The following is an 18579-nucleotide window of genomic DNA, read 5'->3' as shown; positions in this document are numbered from 1 at the left end:
TTGCTTTTGTTCTTTAAAACTGATGTCTTCTTTTATCCAGACTATAACTGTCGGCTTCGGAATCTAACCGAATCTGCCTCGCGGCTCGTGGGCTTTACCACCGGTAGGGACTTTCGCCCTGCCCTGAAGACTATTTAATTTTTCAAACACTATACAAAAAAGCCCTAGATTTACATCCAGGGCTTGGCTTATCGTTAAATAAGACGGTTTAATAGCTGCATCATAAACTCACGATTTCCATCCATCTCAAATAAGACTTCAATCATCTTCATTGTTCAGCAATTAGTTTGTCTTCGCTTTATCCAGACTATACTGTCGGCTTCGGAATCTAACCGAATCTGCCTTGCGGCTCGTGGGCTTTACCACCGGTAGGGACTTGCACCCTGCCCTGAAGACTTATTTACTTTTGTACTGTAAGAGTATAGTGAAACAAAACTAATGTCAATAGTGATTTAATTTTTTGAAGCAGTTGGTTAGCTGTATTAATTAAGTATGGTAGAATCAATTCAGATTAAAAAATGAAGGAGATTTGAGTATGAGCTCAGTAATAGAAATTGCACTTATTTTACTCCCTATGATAATAGTAGGGGTAATCGGGATATTTGTAGTTACAAAACTTAAACAAAAGCACGATCATGGTACCTTGGGTAAGAAAAAAACCAAAGGCGCTCAAGATTTACTAAATAGTTTGATACCACTAGGCATGCTTCTTGGTTGTATTATTGGTATGATTTCAAGCTCATTTTTTCCCATTTCTTTATTATCTACACTTAGTTTAGGAGCTGGAATCGGCTTATTAGGCGGATATTTTGCTTATGAAATTTACAGCAAGAAAGAAGAGTAGTAACAAAAAAGCTCGTCAAATGAGCCTTTTTTGTTACTTTTCTTTTCTAAAACTGAACTTCTTAAAAATAAACAGTGAGCTTTATTTATCCTTGTTCGTAAACAAAAGAATTAAACACCAATTCAATTTCTTTATCTAATGTGAAAGATACTCGTTCTGCGAAATGCGGCAAGGACTGCACATGAATACTGTTCTCCAATACATCAAATACAACAGGCGAGACATCTCCAAAGTTTTTTGACTTAAGAATGATTGCAACTTTACCATCGTTATTTTGAAGCAAGTCAGCTTTGTCAGACAAATTAATTGTCCAGCCATGTGGTAAAAGATACTGCGTTGTCGGTCTATCTTTTTGTTCATTCGTCATATAAATCACTCCTCTAAAAAAATAGTTGCTCTTATTATATCGATTATAAATACTGATTCCTAGAACAACTAAATTATTCCTACAACACGATAGAAGACACTCTTCCTATTCAAGATTATTCAACTGTTGTATTCGTTAGTTCATTCTTATTTGATTCGCTTTATTCCTTGAACAAATGCATTTTTTCCGCCTTGAGCAGGATGTCTTACTTTCAGACACTCTATTCCCAGCTGATGAAGGCTTTCTTCCGCTTTATTGCCTACCGCAACAACCTTTTCAATCTGAAACATTTCAATCATTTGAATAAGAAACATTTCTCCCATCAAAAGTTCTTTCTTTGTTGGCATCCGATTGCTTTTGCCGTTGTCTTTTTTATGAGGGTGAAAAGGAAAAGCATTCCATCCTAATGAGACAATATCCTGTTCTAAAAGTGTATTCCATATAATGGTAGCCGTTGCTTCTTTTAACAGCTTGTCTTTTTCCGAAGGCAGTTTATAACCGTTTTCCTTGCCAAATAGTTCTAACCCCTTCACGTTATTCATCAGCAAATGTTCACTGGTAAAAGGAACTCCGGTAAGTCGGCTACCTCTATACCCTGGTGCTTCTCCAACAAGTATCAGTTTAGGTTTGATTTTATCCATTTGCTTTAAATAAACCAGCAGATTCTCTCTCCTAACAGCATTCTCTTGATTAGCATAAGAATACTGATTGTAAACATTTTGCGAGACTTCCGTCATTGCCAGTTCATCTATGAAGCTTTCAAATTTATGTGCCATTTCGTCCGTCCTTTTTATAAAAGTGTGAGTCTAAGAATGGTAATCACAGTCAAACTAACTTAGATGAAAATACAGAACTATTAAGTGGTTTTTCGATTTTAGTTTATTTGCTGCTGTTCTGTCAATATGCGCACCCATTCTTCTTGTGCCGCTTTATCTTCTGAGACCTTAAACACAAAATTTTCAACTGCTTCTGCCCCAGGCTTAGTTAATCCATCATCAGCATATTCATCATAGCCCGCGCTAAAACTCCCTATCTCTTCCACTGTTCCAATTAATTCATACACTACCCCGTTATCCCCTAATAAATATTTGTGCATAGAAAAATCAGGGTCTGCGATTTCATGGAACCCAACTGCCGTGGCCTGTGTTTCCGGGGTTTCATCATACCCTGTGATACCTGACAGTGACGTATAAAATACTACTCCTCCGAGAGCATGGATGTCGAAAGCATCATACCCTGGCAAATTTTCGTCAGGAATTGTTTCTTGGACCTGAATTTCTCCATCTTCTGTTAACGCATACCAATCGCCTTTGCCAGCGGCACCATGGTTAAAAAAGAAACCAGATACGGCCATATTACCTGTCTCAGCTCTGGGTGCAGTCCATTCTAAAAAAGCTGCTGTTTTTGTACTAGCCTCTTCAGAAGAATATTTTTTAACTACATCTATCGGCTGATCATTTTCAGTAATTTTATCCTCTTTTTCACTCTCTTTTGTTTCTTCGTCAATAGAATTGGCGCTTTCCGCTACTTCTATTTTTTCGGAAGAAGTTACTTGTTCTTCTGAATCGTAACTATTAGTGCTTTCTTTTAGATTGGTATCCTCTCCTGAACAACCAACTAAACTTATGCTTAACCCTACAGCCAGTCCTGCTAACAAGCTTTTCTTTTTCTTTCCAAAAGTTCTATTGAAATTCATCTTTCCTCCTCCATTCTTCAAACGAAACAATTTCAACTCCAATTAAGAACTTACTCTTCATTCTTTAATTCTATCATTTCCACTAGTTTCTTCATCACAATTTGCTTGCTGTTATACAGGGACTTCTGCTTCAGCTGATCTCCGGAACAGCTCTTACTCTATTAATTTACTGCTGAACAAGTATTTTTCTAAGCCCTTTCAATTTATACCCAGAACTATTCTTGTTAGGATTAAATTACATCTATTCGAAAGGAGGGATTCCTCATGAAAAATAGCCTTACAGCAAAAATAATTTTTCTTAGTACATCTGCGCTTTTATTATTTGGCTGTGGAAAAAATGAAGATAATAATAGTGAAAAAGAAGTCATAGAAGACTCGACACAATCTAGTCAGCCTAACGAAAGCCTACAAAATGAAGATACGACAGAACACGAAAAAAACAATGATGAAGCAGCGAATGGTATGAGTGAGAGTGATTCACAAACAGAAAATGAACTTGGTGAAAAAGAAATGCATGAATACGTGCGTTCATTAGCTGAGAATCCTGAACTTATTGAAAAACATGCTTTAGAAAATATTGAATTGAGAGGCATTCACCAAAACACCTTTATTTATAACGGCCGAATCCACCCAGACAATAATGCTTTCATGCAATTTGAGGGAGATGAAGGGTATTCCGACGATAGAATAGATTTAGAAGTGAATGAAGAAGGCTATTTTACAGTTGTCTTTGATGAGTGGGATCTCGAATCACATGCTGAAATTCTTTTAACGATAGCTGTTCCAGGAACTCATCGAGAAGATGTTTTTCATTTGCCTATCCACGCTGCTGAAAATGGCATGGAAGTGATTGAAGCTCATAATGCACCAAAAAGCGTAAAAAGTGACCTTTCTGAATCTTTAGAATTAAATGTTATTTATCCAACCACACTTATTTACAATAGCCCCTTTGATAGATATGGAAGAGGTCTTGCATACCAGATGAATGATACATTCTATACGTTATCCACACCAAAAGGCAGCGGCAGCAATTCTACTTATTTTCAAACACCATTTGAAGAATATCCTGAGGCTGGTCAGCACATTACGTTCTTTATTCCTATGAACGGGTTCATTGTCACTGTAGAAAAACAAGTACAGGAGATCTCCGAAGAAGCTCAAGAAGCGATTGATCGTATGCATGACCAAACAGAATTTCCTGAAATCGGTAAAGACAAAGGCGATCCTGGAGGAAATGGTGACTCAACAGACTTTTATGGAAAAACCGTGCCTAATGCTCACATTGCTATTGGCGGAAAAAATCAAAGCGGACTGGCTTCGACTGGATCAAATGACACTGGTGAATTCACATTATCTCTTTATGATCCGTTTCCTGAAAAAGATGATACCCTCTATTTTACTATTCGAGATGAAGATGGCTACACAGAAACCTTTGAAGTCAAAGCTGAATAAAGCTCCCCTAATTGATAAGAAGAACCTGGGGAATTTTCTAACTTGGATAAACACTAACTTTAGGAGACGATATGCACACTTAAATCTACAAATATTTTGATACAAAAAAGCCTAGAACTCAATAGTTCTAGGCTTTTTTGTATCACTCAAGAAGCAATAGTTAAACTAGTACTCCCTTACTTCTTTTTACTCGTTTTTGGTTTCTTTTTCCCTATCGACTTAAAGGCACGTTTCAGGACATCAAAGAAACTTAGAGATTGTACCATATGGTCTGGATCTACATATTCCCGTATAGCTCGAAGAACTTTCTTCGGTTTCTTAGAAGAAAAGGTAAAAGTTCCTGACTTCTTTGTTTCAATTGCATAGCGCGGAATCCATTTCCCCTTAAACATTACAGAGGCGATGACTTGTTCTACTTCCTCCCACGGAATTTGAATAAATTTACGTTTATCACGAGAATGATAAAATTCAAAACCTTTATCCCCAATCATGATTTTCCCATAATCCGTTAGTCCCGTAAAAGCGGTGGCATCTATTACCAAATCTACCTTTGTGTTAATTGATTCAACCATTCTATCCGCTCCATTTCATTTAACTTGTTTCATTCATTATACGTTTCTTGAAGCGATTAAGCCAATACAAAAAGCGGCTGAGGTGATAAACCCCAGCCACTTTTTATTGTGTGAACTATTATTAGTTCACACATTTCAAACGGATTTTTTTACACCTTTGATTATAATAGTCCGATTACATGTCCGCCTATTCCAACTACGAATAAGCCAAGGATAATAACGATTGGGCTAACATTTTTCTTAAGCAGCCACATACATCCTAATGTTAAAAGCAATGCAGCCAAACCTGGAATTAATTCATCTAAGTTATTTTGTAAAGTCGTTACTTTCGTTGGTGAAAGTGCCAATCCTGAGTTTACTTGTTCAAAGGCTTGACGAATGCCTTCACCGCCATTAGGAAGTTTGTCCCATTCAATATAGGCTCCTTCGTCTAACTGAACTCTGGAGACAACGGGTAAGAAACTGATTGATACCCATCGCTGTACCAGCGCGGCCAGTACGAACATTCCGAGAATGGAGGCACCTTTTGTGATATCTTGCAACAAGCCTCCTGAAAGGTCATCAGTGATTTTAGAACCGGCTTTATAACCAAATTCTTGCGTATACCACATAAAGCCCCAACGAATCAAGTTCCAAGCTACGAAGAAAATAATTGGTCCAAGGATATTTCCACCCATTGCTAGTGATGCTCCTAAAGCACCTAACATCGGACGTACAGTAAACCAGAAGACTGGGTCACCAACACCAGCTAAAGGACCCATCATCCCAACTTTAACCCCTTGAATCGCTACATCATCAACTGGAGAACCATTTGCACGTTCTTCTTCAAGTGCTAAAGTAACTCCTAAAATTGGGGAAGCAATATACGGGTGAGTATTAAAGAATTCCAAGTGCCGTTTTAATGCTGCTGCACGATCTTCTTTTGATGTGTATAATTTTTTGATTGCTGGAATCATTGAGTAAGCCCAACCACCATTTTGCATCCGTTCATAGTTCCAAGAACCTTGGATAAACGTAGAACGCCATGCAACGGCTAAGCGATCTTTTTTTGTTAATTGAATTTTTTCTGCCATTTCTCTTCTCCTCCTTCAGGATTAATAATCGTTCAAGATATCGCCAAGCGGGTCACCAGAGTTGCTTCCTCCGCCACCATTAGAAGAGCCTCCCATTTTAGAAAGGTTCAAGTAAATAAGGGCTAAAGCTACACCCAATGCTCCAAGAGCGATAAGGGTCAATTGAGAAATTGCAGCTACTACGAAACCAATAATGAAGAATGGCCATACTTCTTTTGTTGCCATCATGTTGATAACTAATGCATAACCAACCGCAACGACCATTCCCCCACCAATAGCCATACCATCTGTTAACCATGCTGGCATTGATTCTAAGAATGATTGAACGGTTTGTGCCGGGATGAATAAAAGTGCTCCTGCAGGAATTGCAATACGAACCCCTTGCATAGCTACTGCAGATAGATGCAATAGTTCGATTCTTCTGAAATTACCTTCTTCAGCTGCTTTATCCATCAAGTGTACGATAGGTACAGCAAGTGTACGAACAACCATTGTTAAGAAAAGTCCTGCTACTGCAAGTGGAACCGCAATTGCGATTGCTGATGGAACACCGGCAATACCTTGTCCACCTAATACTAAAATAATTGCTGATGCAACTGATGCTAATGCAGCATCTGGCGCTACCGCTGCTCCGATGTTTGCCCAACCAAGTGCGATCATTTGAAGTGTACCGCCAAGAACGATACCTGCTGTCAAATTACCGGTTACTAAGCCGATTAATGTACATGCCACTAATGGTTGATGGAATTGAAATTCATCTAAGATTCCTTCCATCCCAGCTAGAAAAGCAACAAGTATTACTAAAATAATTGATATAACAGACATAATAGCCCTCCTATTTACTTTATTTTTTTCATTTTGCGCGTGCTAATTCAGTTTTTGCCTTTTTAAGAATATCATCCATATTTCCGCGATTATCATTTGGTACTTTACGTACATCAAATTTGATGCCTTTTTCTTTCATTTTTTCAAAAGCTGCTACATCATTTTGTCCCATAGAAAGCACATTGCTAACCACTACTTTTCCAACTGAATGGGCTAATGAACCAACGTTGACTTCTTTAATGTCTACGCCGCCTTCAATTGCTCTTAAAACATCTTCTGGACCTTCAAATAATAATAACGCTTTCGTATTGCCGAAGCGAGGATCCTTAGAAATTTCAATCATCTTATCGACTGGAATAACATTCGCCTTAACTCCAGGTGGTGTCGCTTGTTCGATCAACCTCTTACGAAGATCATCTTTAGCTACTGCATCTGAAACAACGATAATGCGGTTTGGCAGTGTCGATTTCGTCCATGCTGTTGCTACTTGTCCATGCAGTAAACGAGAGTCCACACGTACTAAAGCAAATTTGATTTGCCCATCCCCAACAACTGTATTTGGAGCAAGCGGTTTTTTAGGTTGTCCATCTTCAGAAAGTGCCGCAGATGCTTGTCCTTTAGGCTCTAACTCTTCAGGTTTGATTCGAATACCTTCTTTTGCCGTATCTATGATATGTGCAGCAATTTCTTGAGCTGAATCCATTGATAAACGAGATGCATAAGCTTCGATCACCATCGGCAAATTCAAACCAGCAACGATTGCCCATTTGTCTTTGTGTTCTTCATACAAACTGTTCGCTTGATTGAACGGAGTACCTCCCCACAAATCTACTAAGAACAATACTTCATCTTGATTATCAAAAGAAGAAATTGCATCTGTCATTTTTGCTTTCACATCTTCTGGGCCTTCGCTTGGCATTAAGGTAATCGCTTTAACGTTTTCTTGTTCTCCAAAAATCATTGCGCCGGATTGCAAGATACCTTCAGCAAATTCGCCATGGCTTGCCAGTATAATTCCTACCATATTTCTACCTCCTAATTAATTTATTTGTAATTTTCCATTTAACCGTCATCCGCAGTGTATCTAATTGGTTGATCCACACTGTAATTTCTTGTCTGTCGATTACCCAATTATTAATTCTTACTTAGCGGATAGTGATATACCCACACAATCCCTTCCTTCTCAAATGCCTATTATTTGCCGTCACCTAATATAAAGCAATTTTCGTGCCAACTATAGTGTATCGCTTAAGAGTCTTGTATTAATGGGATTTAAAACAAATAGAAAAGACAGTGTCCGATACACTAATTAGTGTATCGGACACTGTCTTTTCTCAATCATCTTCTGTTTTTAGTGTATTATTTAGTATTAAGAATAATTTTAAAAAACACTTAGAAATATTTTTTGTTTTATGACAGGATTAACTTACAAATAAACAAAAAAATAAATTGCGTATAATTGATCAGCAAACCTCCTTGAGGTTTGCTGTTTTTTTGCGTAAAAATGGAGGAATTCAGTTGGACTTTTTTATGCGTTTACCTAGATCAAAGAAAGAATTCGCCCTATTTCTGGGGATTGTTTCCATTCTTTCAGTCACTATTATTGCACCATTGATTACGGCTTTTGAGATTGGCTTTACTATGGAAACTTGGAAACAAACAGTGACGATACTGCCCATTATTTGGATCGCGGTTATTATTTAGTCTTGTTGGTGCACGCATCTGCAGACAAATTGTCAGCTAGCATCGTAGATAAAAACGACAGCTTTCGCTCACAAATCACTATCAACATCCTATGCAACGTCTTATTAATGTCTATTTTTATGACCGTTATCGGATCATGGATCGGACAACGCGGCATTTCGCTAGAACCCATTTAGTTATTTTTCTACAAATGGCCTCGTAACTTCGCCATTTCATTTGCAGTAGAAGCTTTAATTGCACAACCTATAGCCAGACAAGTTTTGTTTATGCTCCATACAAAAAAGGATGCTAATAACCCATCTGTTTCTGAAGAACCTCAAGAAAAGTAATAGATTAAAAACAGCCCCTGCTAATAATTGGGGCTATTTTTGATTTACATAGCTTACTTTTAACTTAATTTTATGAAAAACGTATTGAAACGCTCTGATGTTTTCAAATTTCATTTCTGTCTTTAGTGTGTTATTTAAAATTTTTACGAGATGCTCTACCTATTTTGCGGAATAACATTTAACTGATAATCTATTATTAAATTTTTCAACTAGTAAGATCTTCATAGGTTTATGTTTCCTAAAGTTAACGCCTACCTATTTTCCTTTATTAATTATCTGTTACAAGCTAATTAATAAAGTCGATTACGGCTGAGTCTCATGATGTTTTTTTAATAAAACAAAAGCAGATATCCCAATCAAGTATTACACCCAAGATGGCTGGTGTGGTCTGGCATGGCTAATTAGTGAATACAACTGCCCACCAATAATCGGGCCAATAACTCGAGCTAGAGATTGAATGCTTTGAGAACCACCTTGGATACGGCCTTGCTCGCTGGCACTAACAGATTTTGAAAGCATACCGTTAAATGATGGCCCAAAGATAGAATCACCAAAATCAAAGAAAATCATGCCTATAATAAAGACTGGATAACATACGGTCAAAGCAGAAACAGCAATAAAAACATATCCTATGATTTCACTTATCATACCTAAAAGAGCAATTTGCTTATCTGCCAATAATTTAAGTAATCGCGGCATAATGATGGCTTGCGAAAAAATGTCAAGCACTCCAATGATAGAAAACGTCAGACCAATAAAAACAGGCTGCCATGCGAATAAATCTATTGAACATTGTGGAAAAATAGCTTGTAATGATCCATTAGGAATCCAGTTTAGAAATCCAGAAATTAGTAGCCATTTAACCGATTTAAAAGAAAATTCGTTCGATAGTTGCACAAATGGATTAAGCTGTTTAATTGAAATGTTAGAAGAACGTTCAGACTTTTCAAGACTCTCAGGCATAAAGAAATAGCCATATACGGCATTGATCAATGAAATTATTTCTCCGCCGTACATAGGAACACTATTCCCAAAATTAGCAAGCACCCCTCCTTTTACAGGTCCCAGAGCAGTACCAACTCCCACAATAGCACTTATCCAACCAAAGTATTTAGTTCGTTCTTTTGGGGATGTGATATCGGAGAAGTAAGCTAAAATAGCGGAAATTTGCCCGCCTGCTAAGCCTTCAATGATACGACCAAGAAAGAGAATCCAAAGTGCTCCTCCAGCCCAAAAATAAAATATCCAAGAGCAGAACCAATTAAGCTAAAAACTAATACTGGACGACGACCGTATCTGTCACTTACCGCACCTAGGATCGGTGCAGCTAAAGACACAGTAAAAGCATACATTTTCAGCAATGTTTCTAACTTTTTGGTTATATAATTTTTAATCTACAATAAATGTTTGCTAACAAAAGTATTTATTTATTCAGTTCATTAAACTTTTGGGCATATTGACTAGCTATTTTTGTTACTTCCGTAAAATCACCTTTAAATGCAGGAGCGATCAGATTTCCACCTACACCAACAGCTATGGCACCTGCTTTAAACCAGTCCTGCATATTTTCAAGATCTACTCCGCCAGTTGGCATGATATTTAACTGAGGTAATGGCGCTTTTAATGCTGAAATAATTTTTGGCTCATACGCACTTCCAGGAAATAGTTTTACAATATCAGCTCCGCTTTTCAATGCATTTTTCATTTCTGTAATTGTCATACATCCTGGCAAATAAGGAATTTGATAAAGGTTACAGATTTCAGCAGTCTCTTGGTCAAAAGTTGGACTGACAATGTATTCGGCTCCTGCCATAATGGCAATTCTTGCAGTCACAGCATCCACGACTGTACCTGCACCAATTACGATGTCTGTTTGCTTTTCATATAAAGAACGTAACTGTCTGATGACTTGATCGGCTTCTGGAACAGTGAAAGTCAGTTCAATACTTTTTATGCCACCTTTGATAATGGCTTCGCTTGCTGCTAAAGCTTCCTCTTTTGTTCCTCGTACAACAGCAATAACACCTGCATTCTTCAAGCGAATCAATGTCTCTACTTTTTTCATATTGATCTCATCCTCCTACTCAATATTTACATGTTCATGAAGTGCATCTTCATTTGACGTTTGATCGCGATGAGCTAATTTTAATGTTAACGCATCAAGAACAATATGAACTGTTTGGTCGAATAAAGAAGATAACAACTGAACAGATTTGATGCCGGATCCCGTTTTTGTTGCACCAGGTACAACAATCACTTGATCAGCTAGCTTAGCTAAAGGGGATTCAATATTGCTAGTCAATACAACAATGTCTAACCCTAATTGTTTCGCTTTTTCAGTATCAGAAACGATTCCTTTTGTCGTTCCTGAACCAGAAATTGCGACCCAAGTATCGCCTTTTTGGATTGAAGGCGTAATGGTTTCTCCCAGAACGTAATCAGTATAACCAATATGCATCAAACGCATCGCAAATCCTTTCGCTTGAAAGCCGCTTCTTCCAGCACCAAGGACAAAAATCCGTTTATCTTTTTGAAAATAAGCCATAGCTTTCTCTAGTTGGTTTTCATTGACTAAATCCATAACTTGTTTAATTTCGGTCATAATGGTTTCTATTGTACTCATTGATGAATCGCCTCCATAAAAATTTCCACTGCTTTAGCAGGTTCTTGGCTTTTTGTGATTTTTGAACCAACAATGACAATTTCTGTCAGCCCTTGTTCAGCTAGTTCTTTTGCTTGTTCCAAATCGATTCCTCCAGCAATAGCAATTCGTTTCACTTGAGGAAAATTCTTACGAAATTCAGCCACACTAGCTGTTGCATCTAACTTGTCTTTTCGATCAATGGAATGATGCAAGCAGAAAATAGCTTCTTCAAATTCTAGAATTTGTTCTATTTTAGCATTGTTGACTTCCAATAAATCAATCAGCATGGTTTTGCCTTTTTCTTGACTTACTTCGTAGCAAGCTTTTAGCGTATCATAAGAAGCTGCGCCCATTACGGTCAAAATATCCCCACCATAAAAATAACCTTGTTGAAATTCGTATGCTCCTTCATCAATTGTCTTGATATCTACTAATAATTCACTTTCTGTTAACACTTGGCGAATTTTCTCAATGGCAAGGTTTCCGTAATCTTTAACTAAAGAAGTACCCATTTCAAGAATATCGGTTTTCCCATTTAGTTCTTGGGCTAACCTTATGGCATCTTCTAATGAAACACGATCAATAGCTGTTTGTAATTTCATTATTTCACGACCTTATGTTCATTTAAAAAGGTTTCCAATTCTGCTGGTGTTGGGTAGCCGTCATTGTCGCCGGGCGATTGAACAGCTAAAGCCCCTATTGCATTCGCTCTGATAACTGCTTCTTTTAATGTCTTATCTTCAATCAAAGCAGTAATCAACCCTGCCGCAAAGCCATCTCCAGCGCCTACTGTATCAACAACTTCTTTTACCTTGAATCCCGGAACCGTAAAACTTTTTCCGTTTTTTTGTTTCACAAATGCCCCTTCTTCTCCTAGTTTAACGATTACCGTTTGCGTTACTTCTCCATTTTGCAAGTAAAAATCAGCAATTGTTTCTGGGTCGCGACTTCCCATTAAAATTTCCCCTTCATTGATTCCAGGTAAAATGATTTCTGCATGAGAAGCTAATTCATTGATCGTCTCCACCATTATCGCTTGGCTTTCCCATAACTGCGGACGCAAGTTAGGATCAAAAGTTGTACGAATCTGATGTTCTTTTAGTAATTGAACTAAATAACGGAAACCTTCTAATGCTTCTTTAGAAATAGCTGGGAAAATTCCTGATAGATGAACAAATTTAACATCTGAAAAATCGATACGATCTAAAATCGTTTTATCAAAGTGAGCAGCAGCTGATCCTTTGCGGAAATAGAAAATATTTGGATCACCTGTACTGACTCGGTCTTTTAATTGAAAAGCTGTCCAATGATCTTTGGTTTCATCAATATAGTCTGTACCGATTTTATTTTTATTCAACTGGTCAATAATAAACTCTCCAAAAGGATCTTCACCTAATTTTGTAATGTACTGTGTGGTATGGCCTAATCGTGAAACACCTACTGTCACATTAACTTCTGCGCCTGCTAAAAACTTTTGGAAATGACTAGCATCTTTCAAGCTCTTATCTACTTCTTCTGATCCAAATAATGCGATTGGTTCTCCAATTGTTAAAAATTCGCTCATGATTCATTCCTCCATTTAACTATTTTTTTATAATAAAATATAAGCGGCAATGAGATTGATAACTGTCGCACCCCAAGCCCAAGGCAAACCTGTTAATAAAAATGTTTTTGTATCGATTTTAGCGTATTGAACAGACCATAAATTCCATGATTGAGTAATACAAGCTGAGATACCCATCATTGAAGGTACTACTAATAAACCATACAAGAAATATTGATCAAACATTCCTGTACCAACTAATATTGCTGCTGTGGCAGCTCCTGCGCCATAAAGCATCAATGGCCCACGGAAATAAGATAAAGGCGCAATAATAGCAATAATAATTACTAAAATTAACTTGTTATCCGGAATAATTTGCTGGAAGATAGGAGTAAACCCTGACATTGCATGTATAGCAGCTGATTGGAACATCGTCAAAACAAATAACATAATCAACAAACCTGCAATATCACTGATTGCGTGTTTAGCGGTTTCATTCATCATCATAACGAAGCGAGTGTAACTTTTCATATTTCCTGTCGCCGCAAAAGCAATGATCGTAGATAACAACAACGCAGGAACAGCATCCCATTTTGCAAAAATACTTAAAGCTACTGGCAAGACAGGCAAAATATATGTCCAAATTGGAACCTCTACTATTTCTTCTGATTCTTCGCTTTCAACGATTTCAGGTTTCCCATTTCGGATCTTTTTAGCATGAAATAAGATGAAAATAAACACAATCATCATTTGAACAGCCATCGCCACAAAGCCAAAGCGTTGATAATGCAATCCCCATTCAACTTTAGGGAAGAAAACTTGGAACTGAACGAATAAAACATTGTTGACATACATTGCTGCTCCAATGGACATAGTAAAAATGGAAACAGCAATATTTTTAGGAACACCAATCGAAAACAGAATAGGGAATAAAATAACTCCAACTGCGATTGCCGAACCAACTCCATAAGAGCTGGTGAAAATCAATGCAATAACCAAAGCAATTAAAATCGTTGCTAATACAGGACTTTTTTTCCCGATTTTTTCTGTTCGTCGGCTAATGCTTCCTGCAATTCCTGTATCGACTAAAACTCGCCCAAACCACGACCCAAAAATAATATAGGCAGCTGTCTTTCCATAGTTTAGAACAGGATCAGTAAAAATTTCTTTGATTGCTTGGTTAAAAGGTACCATTCCAATAATTGTCCATAAGACTGCCATTACGAAGAAACCAACTGTTAGATTTCCACCTTTCATCGCATAAACAATAAAAACGAGAAAAGTAGCGGCTAATAGAATACCTACAATTGCACTGCTCATAATTTGTCACCTCCCTAGTACTGATTCAGCTCACTTAAGATTTTTTGATACGTTGATACTTTATGATGACTGTCTTCAGTAAAAAAATTATTTTCTAATTTGTTGAAACGTTGAACAAGATAATAAGCTGTTAAGTAAGCAGCTAGTGATTCTTTCGCTGCAACTTCCATTTCTTTTGTAGAAAAATCTGGTTGTTTCATAGTATCCATAAAATGATAGGCAAATTTTTCAGGATCGATTTTTGTTTGTTGTTCAGACATGGTTATTCCTCCTCCAATAAAGCTTTTGCATCAAGAATTTCTTGTTTTTCTGTAGTTGGATATTCAATAGCTACCGGGACGTTTCCAGGTAAAACGCTTAAAATTTCTCGCCAATCAATCTCTCCATGATCTAATCCAACTGCTTGTGGTTTACCTTCCATGTAAATGACATCTTTTACATGAATATAGCTGACATATTTTCCTAATTGTTCTGCAGCTATTTTTTCGTCTTCACCAACAAACCGCCAATTTCCAAGGTCATAAACATAACCAATAGTCAAACCTTCTTCTTCAACCGCTTTCATAAAAGTGTCAATAGCTGAAATAGTTCCAGAAGTTTGCGTCTGGTCATTTTCAATATTCACTTCAATCCCCTGCTCAGTTAGTGGTTTTAATTCTCTTAAATCACCTGTAAAACCTGCAAAATCCCCAATGTTCCACTTGATATGTGTAATTCCCATTTGTATTGCTTCTAATAGATAATCACCTAGTTTAGAATTTACTTTTCCGTCTACGAACACTTCATCAGGAACACTGTAAAATAATTCTAATTCGTACTTTTCTACTAGTTTTTTAATATCAGCCATTTCGTTTGCTAAATTTTTAAAATACTCTCTTCGCACTTCAATTTTTCTAAAGCCTAATGCAACAGATTCTTCAATCAAATCACTTTGAACTGCCCCATTTTGAACCTTTCCAGCAAACACTAACATGTTCAGTACTAACCCTTTATCTATCATAAAAATCATCCTTTCAAATTTAGTTAACCGGTTTCCATAAATAAATTGTAAACCGGTTTCCTAAATAAGTCAAGCGCTTTCAGTCACGAAATGTTTACTCTGCTTTGAACAAATAAAAAAAAGCCTGAGAAACTGGTTCTCTAAGCTCTTTCGTTTGCTAAAAATATATATAAAAATTATATGGAATTACGCCACTGTAATTTAGCTGGAACGATATGTCTTTCTATAGAAGTTTCGTTGTGATTAATAAATTTCATCATCTGCTCTCCAGCAGTCTCTCCAATAAGTCTTGTTTGCTGTTCAATACTAGTAATTCCAGGTCCTACCAAAGCAGTTAAATTCCAATCATCAAATCCTGTAATTCCAATTTCATCAGGTATCTTTATCTTTTCATTAATTAGAATGGTAAGCAGTTGCATTAGAACTCGTCCATTTGAAGCAAATAACACAGTTTTTTTAGGATCTTTGACGAATGTCACTATTTCTGATTTTAAACTTGCCTCAAAATTTGTTTCTATCAACACCAATTCTCTATTTGCTGCGTCTGTCAATTCTTTGACTGTTTGATAGCGCAACTCTCGAGTAACGATATCTGCTAATGGTTCACTAACGACAACGATTTTTTCATACCCTTTATCCAATACGACTTCCATCAATCTTTGAGTAGCTTCCACATTATCAGAAGCAATCAACGGCCACTTAAGCGGTTCTGTTTGTCTGTCAACTAAGAGTAAAGGAATGTTAGCATCTTCTAAAAAGTCATAATGTGAGGCATCACGTGAAGAAGCTTGAAGAATAATCCCTTCTACTCCCTGGTCAACCAGTTTTTCTAAAAGCTCTCTTTCCTGCTTAACTGAATTAGCAGCATCAACAATAATCATTTGATACTCAACTTTTCCTAAAACTTCCCCAATTCCTTTTAGTAATAAAGAAGAATACATGTTTGAGATGTCGGCTACTACGATACCAATTAAATAGCTGCGCTTAGACTTTAAAGCTTGTGCTTGGCGGTTAGGCCGGTATTTCAAATCCACAATAGTTTGAGCAATGCGCTCTTTCGTTTCTTTAGACATATTGCCATAATGCCCATTTAAAAATCGAGAAATCGTTGTTTTAGATACACCCGCTTTTTCGGCAACTTGAGAAATCGTTACATTTTTCCTCATCCATCCACTTCCTTACTGAAGCTTTTTCAATCTTCCTTCACCTAACATTATCGCTAATTTCCAGCTACTTATCAACTGCTATCTGATAGCAGTTCTGCAAAGCTTGTTCTTTCATTTTACTGAGTAGAATACATTCTAAATTAATAAGCCATTTTTCTAACTACTCCACTCCTAAAAGGTATTTCAAGGTTATCTTAATTAAGTAATTAAGATACTCATTTATTCGTTATACTTTCGCTTCTCTTAATTTTTTATTTCATTAGTTATGCCCTCCAAGCTTTAGTTTAAACATCTATCAACTACATACTACCTATTTTTACTCGTCCTGTTTAAGCATAATTTAAATATACATTCAGTAAAATTAGAAGCAATACCGGAGAAATAAACAGCTACCACAATCGTGATGGCGCTTCTAGGAATTCTTACATTTTTGCTATACAATTGAAAGATAAAGCTTCATTTTTTACCTATAGATAAAAAATCTCTACTAAAAAACAAATTAATTTAATAGTAAGGAGAAAAAATGATGAAAAATGGTTTAGATGCAATCTATGATGAAAGTACTAAAATCTTAATACTCGGCAGTGCCCCAAGTGTGAAGTCATTAGAATTGCAACAATATTATGCCAATAAAGGGAACCAATTTTGGAAAATTATCTCTGAATGCCTAAACACTACTGATCCACTCGACTATGAAAAACGGTTGGAACTACTGTTACAAAATAAACTCGGCTTATGGGATATTTATAGTCATTTTGATAGAATGGGGAGTTTAGATAGTAACTTTAGACAAACGAAATTAAATGACTTTGATACATTACTTTCAACTGCTTCCATTAAACTTGTCATTGCAAATGGGAACAAAGCTTATCAAGAAGTTGTAAAGTCAACTATTTTTGAGCACTACACTGTTATAAAGTGTTTATCCACTAGTGGCGCAAACAACGGTAAAGCAGAAGAAAGAAAAATAGAATGGAAAGAGACTCTCCAAACTACTTTTCTTTCTTAGAGAACGATTCGTTGATAACAAAAAAGGTTTTCTGTTTTTTTACACACTAAAATGATATTTTTCAAAGCTTTTAACATGTATTTTATAGCCGATATGGAGGAAAGAATGGAATGAATCGTTTTACAGAAGAAGTGATTACTCAGCTGGGTTATTATATTTATGTGTTAGTTAATCCTATTAACCATACAGTTTTTTATATTGGTAAAGGAACTAGGAACAGGGTATTTGCTCATGAACAAGATTATCTAAAAGTTGACTTCTCTAATGACCTTGTGGAAAAGAAAAAATTAAATGAAATAAAGAATATTCACTCAATTGGTATGGAAGTTGAGAAGTATATTTTGACTTTTGGATTAAGTGAAGATGAAGCTTTCCACGTAGAAAATGCGGTTATTAATTTTTGTAAACTAATTGATGATCAAAATCTTAACGTTAAAAAACTGACCAATATTATGAGTGGACATCGTTCTGATAGTCAAAAGGAAGCACTACAAACATTTGGAAGAGCGGAGCTATTGCAAGATGCACTTAGTCCAAAACCTGTTGATATCAATCAACTAAGTCATCATAAAATTATGTTTGTAAAAATCAATCCTACAAAAGATAGATCTGATTCTAATCGAGATTTAAAAGCTGAAGAAATGTATAATCCCGAATCCAAAGCCTTGAAAAAAAGAACTTTAGGTAATTGGGTAATGAGTTTAGATAAAGCAAGCAATATAGAATATATTCTAGGGGTCTACCCAGGAAGCGGCATGATCGTAAGTGCTTTTAGAATCATTAAGGATAGCCCTAGATACAAAGCAATCCAAGGAGAAACTACATCTGGAAGAAAGCAAATAAGATATGATTTTTACCAGTATGCCGAACCAGTCACAGAAATAGATGGGGTTCAACTTTTCCCCGATCATATCAAACTGACAGGCTATCAATACGTTGATAGCAATGGAGTACCTTGTAATATTCAAAGTGAAAGAGTATATATAGGATTTGATTAGAAATGCAATAAACTAAATTAATAACAGCAAAAAGACA

Annotated in this window: 21 protein-coding genes, 1 pseudogene and 2 riboswitches; of the genes and pseudogenes, 6 read left to right on the top strand and 16 right to left on the bottom strand. The window is 36.5% G+C overall.

Going from position 1 to position 18579, the window contains the following annotated elements; all coding sequences use genetic code 11:
- Positions 1-20: 20 nt before the first annotated feature.
- Positions 21-135, bottom strand: a riboswitch (FMN riboswitch).
- A gap of 150 nt (positions 136-285) precedes the next feature.
- Positions 286-400: riboswitch (FMN riboswitch) on the bottom strand.
- A 135-nt stretch (positions 401-535) separates the two neighbouring features.
- Positions 536-844 (top strand): hypothetical protein, encoded by a 309-nt coding sequence (locus JHE06_RS02525; RefSeq protein WP_156413294.1) that lies wholly within the window; start codon positions 536-538, stop codon positions 842-844.
- Between the two features lie 85 nt (positions 845-929).
- On the opposite strand, the gene JHE06_RS02520 is transcribed toward JHE06_RS02525, so the two are convergent.
- The 3 genes from JHE06_RS02520 to JHE06_RS02510 form a co-directional block, all read right to left on the bottom strand.
- On the bottom strand, positions 930-1211 hold the full coding sequence (locus JHE06_RS02520) for a hypothetical protein (RefSeq protein WP_058919996.1): 282 nt from the start codon (positions 1209-1211) through the stop codon (positions 930-932).
- Between the two features lie 146 nt (positions 1212-1357).
- Entirely contained in the window at positions 1358-1987 is a 630-nt protein-coding gene (locus tag JHE06_RS02515) for a uracil-DNA glycosylase (protein ID WP_201089335.1), read from the bottom strand.
- 98 nt (positions 1988-2085) lie between these two features.
- The gene (locus JHE06_RS02510) at positions 2086-2907 is read right to left on the bottom strand and encodes a hypothetical protein (protein WP_201089333.1); all 822 of its coding nucleotides are present in this window, start codon (positions 2905-2907) and stop codon (positions 2086-2088) included.
- A 264-nt stretch (positions 2908-3171) separates the two neighbouring features.
- Here JHE06_RS02510 and JHE06_RS02505 point away from each other — a divergent pair, with 264 nt between their 5' ends.
- Positions 3172-4359, top strand: a complete 1188-nt coding sequence (locus JHE06_RS02505) for a hypothetical protein (RefSeq protein WP_201089331.1) — start codon at positions 3172-3174, stop codon at positions 4357-4359.
- A gap of 176 nt (positions 4360-4535) precedes the next feature.
- On the opposite strand, the gene JHE06_RS02500 is transcribed toward JHE06_RS02505, so the two are convergent.
- The 4 genes from JHE06_RS02500 to JHE06_RS02485 form a co-directional block, all read right to left on the bottom strand.
- On the bottom strand, positions 4536-4931 hold the full coding sequence (locus JHE06_RS02500) for a DUF956 family protein (RefSeq protein ID WP_201089328.1): 396 nt from the start codon (positions 4929-4931) through the stop codon (positions 4536-4538).
- Between the two features lie 161 nt (positions 4932-5092).
- Entirely contained in the window at positions 5093-6004 is a 912-nt protein-coding gene (locus JHE06_RS02495) for a PTS system mannose/fructose/sorbose family transporter subunit IID (RefSeq protein ID WP_058919991.1), read from the bottom strand.
- Between the two features lie 21 nt (positions 6005-6025).
- Positions 6026-6829: a PTS mannose/fructose/sorbose transporter subunit IIC gene (locus JHE06_RS02490; protein ID WP_058919990.1), complete on the bottom strand. Its 804-nt coding sequence runs from the start codon at positions 6827-6829 to the stop codon at positions 6026-6028.
- A gap of 28 nt (positions 6830-6857) precedes the next feature.
- Complete coding sequence (locus JHE06_RS02485) at positions 6858-7853, bottom strand: mannose/fructose/sorbose PTS transporter subunit IIA (RefSeq protein ID WP_201089326.1); 996 nt, start codon at positions 7851-7853, stop codon at positions 6858-6860.
- 494 nt (positions 7854-8347) lie between these two features.
- Between JHE06_RS02485 and JHE06_RS12135 the strand changes: the two genes are divergently transcribed.
- Entirely contained in the window at positions 8348-8533 is a 186-nt protein-coding gene (locus JHE06_RS12135) for a hypothetical protein (RefSeq protein ID WP_236253538.1), read from the top strand.
- On the top strand, positions 8479-8709 hold the full coding sequence (locus JHE06_RS12130; RefSeq protein ID WP_236253537.1) for a hypothetical protein: 231 nt from the start codon (positions 8479-8481) through the stop codon (positions 8707-8709). The genes JHE06_RS12135 and JHE06_RS12130 overlap by 55 nt, the downstream gene beginning before the upstream one ends.
- A 516-nt stretch (positions 8710-9225) precedes the next feature.
- Here the strand turns inward: JHE06_RS12130 and JHE06_RS02475 are convergent.
- The 9 genes and pseudogenes from JHE06_RS02475 to JHE06_RS02435 all read right to left on the bottom strand — a co-directional run bounded on the left by JHE06_RS02475 (position 9226) and on the right by JHE06_RS02435 (position 16535).
- A pseudogene (locus JHE06_RS02475) lies at positions 9226-10214 on the bottom strand (MFS transporter).
- 71 nt (positions 10215-10285) lie between these two features.
- The gene (locus tag JHE06_RS02470; protein WP_201089324.1) at positions 10286-10927 is read right to left on the bottom strand and encodes a bifunctional 4-hydroxy-2-oxoglutarate aldolase/2-dehydro-3-deoxy-phosphogluconate aldolase; all 642 of its coding nucleotides are present in this window, start codon (positions 10925-10927) and stop codon (positions 10286-10288) included.
- A gap of 15 nt (positions 10928-10942) precedes the next feature.
- Positions 10943-11485: a 6-phospho-3-hexuloisomerase gene (gene hxlB, locus JHE06_RS02465; protein WP_035029721.1), complete on the bottom strand. Its 543-nt coding sequence runs from the start codon at positions 11483-11485 to the stop codon at positions 10943-10945.
- A complete protein-coding gene (locus JHE06_RS02460; RefSeq protein ID WP_201089322.1) occupies positions 11482-12108 on the bottom strand; it encodes an orotidine 5'-phosphate decarboxylase / HUMPS family protein in 627 nt (208 codons plus the stop codon). The genes hxlB and JHE06_RS02460 overlap by 4 nt, the downstream gene beginning before the upstream one ends.
- Positions 12108-13070: a sugar kinase gene (locus tag JHE06_RS02455; protein ID WP_201089320.1), complete on the bottom strand. Its 963-nt coding sequence runs from the start codon at positions 13068-13070 to the stop codon at positions 12108-12110. The genes JHE06_RS02460 and JHE06_RS02455 overlap by 1 nt, the downstream gene beginning before the upstream one ends.
- A 27-nt stretch (positions 13071-13097) precedes the next feature.
- Positions 13098-14369: a hypothetical protein gene (locus JHE06_RS02450; protein ID WP_035029732.1), complete on the bottom strand. Its 1272-nt coding sequence runs from the start codon at positions 14367-14369 to the stop codon at positions 13098-13100.
- 14 nt (positions 14370-14383) lie between these two features.
- Entirely contained in the window at positions 14384-14629 is a 246-nt protein-coding gene (locus tag JHE06_RS02445; protein WP_201089318.1) for a hypothetical protein, read from the bottom strand.
- A gap of 2 nt (positions 14630-14631) precedes the next feature.
- Complete coding sequence (locus tag JHE06_RS02440; RefSeq protein WP_201089316.1) at positions 14632-15369, bottom strand: sugar phosphate isomerase/epimerase family protein; 738 nt, start codon at positions 15367-15369, stop codon at positions 14632-14634.
- A 176-nt stretch (positions 15370-15545) separates the two neighbouring features.
- The gene (locus JHE06_RS02435; protein ID WP_201089314.1) at positions 15546-16535 is read right to left on the bottom strand and encodes a LacI family DNA-binding transcriptional regulator; all 990 of its coding nucleotides are present in this window, start codon (positions 16533-16535) and stop codon (positions 15546-15548) included.
- 526 nt (positions 16536-17061) lie between these two features.
- Here JHE06_RS02435 and JHE06_RS02430 point away from each other — a divergent pair.
- Both JHE06_RS02430 and JHE06_RS02425 read left to right on the top strand, forming a co-directional pair.
- The gene (locus JHE06_RS02430; RefSeq protein WP_201089312.1) at positions 17062-17544 is read left to right on the top strand and encodes a DNA-deoxyinosine glycosylase; all 483 of its coding nucleotides are present in this window, start codon (positions 17062-17064) and stop codon (positions 17542-17544) included.
- A gap of 110 nt (positions 17545-17654) precedes the next feature.
- Entirely contained in the window at positions 17655-18542 is an 888-nt protein-coding gene (locus JHE06_RS02425) for a GIY-YIG nuclease family protein (RefSeq protein WP_201089310.1), read from the top strand.
- Positions 18543-18579 lie beyond the last annotated feature (37 nt).

The sequence above is a fragment of the Carnobacterium sp. CS13 genome, from assembly GCF_016653495.1.
GTDB lineage: Bacteria > Bacillota > Bacilli > Lactobacillales > Carnobacteriaceae > Carnobacterium_A > Carnobacterium_A antarcticum.
This window is presented reverse-complemented; position numbering and strand designations above follow the sequence as displayed.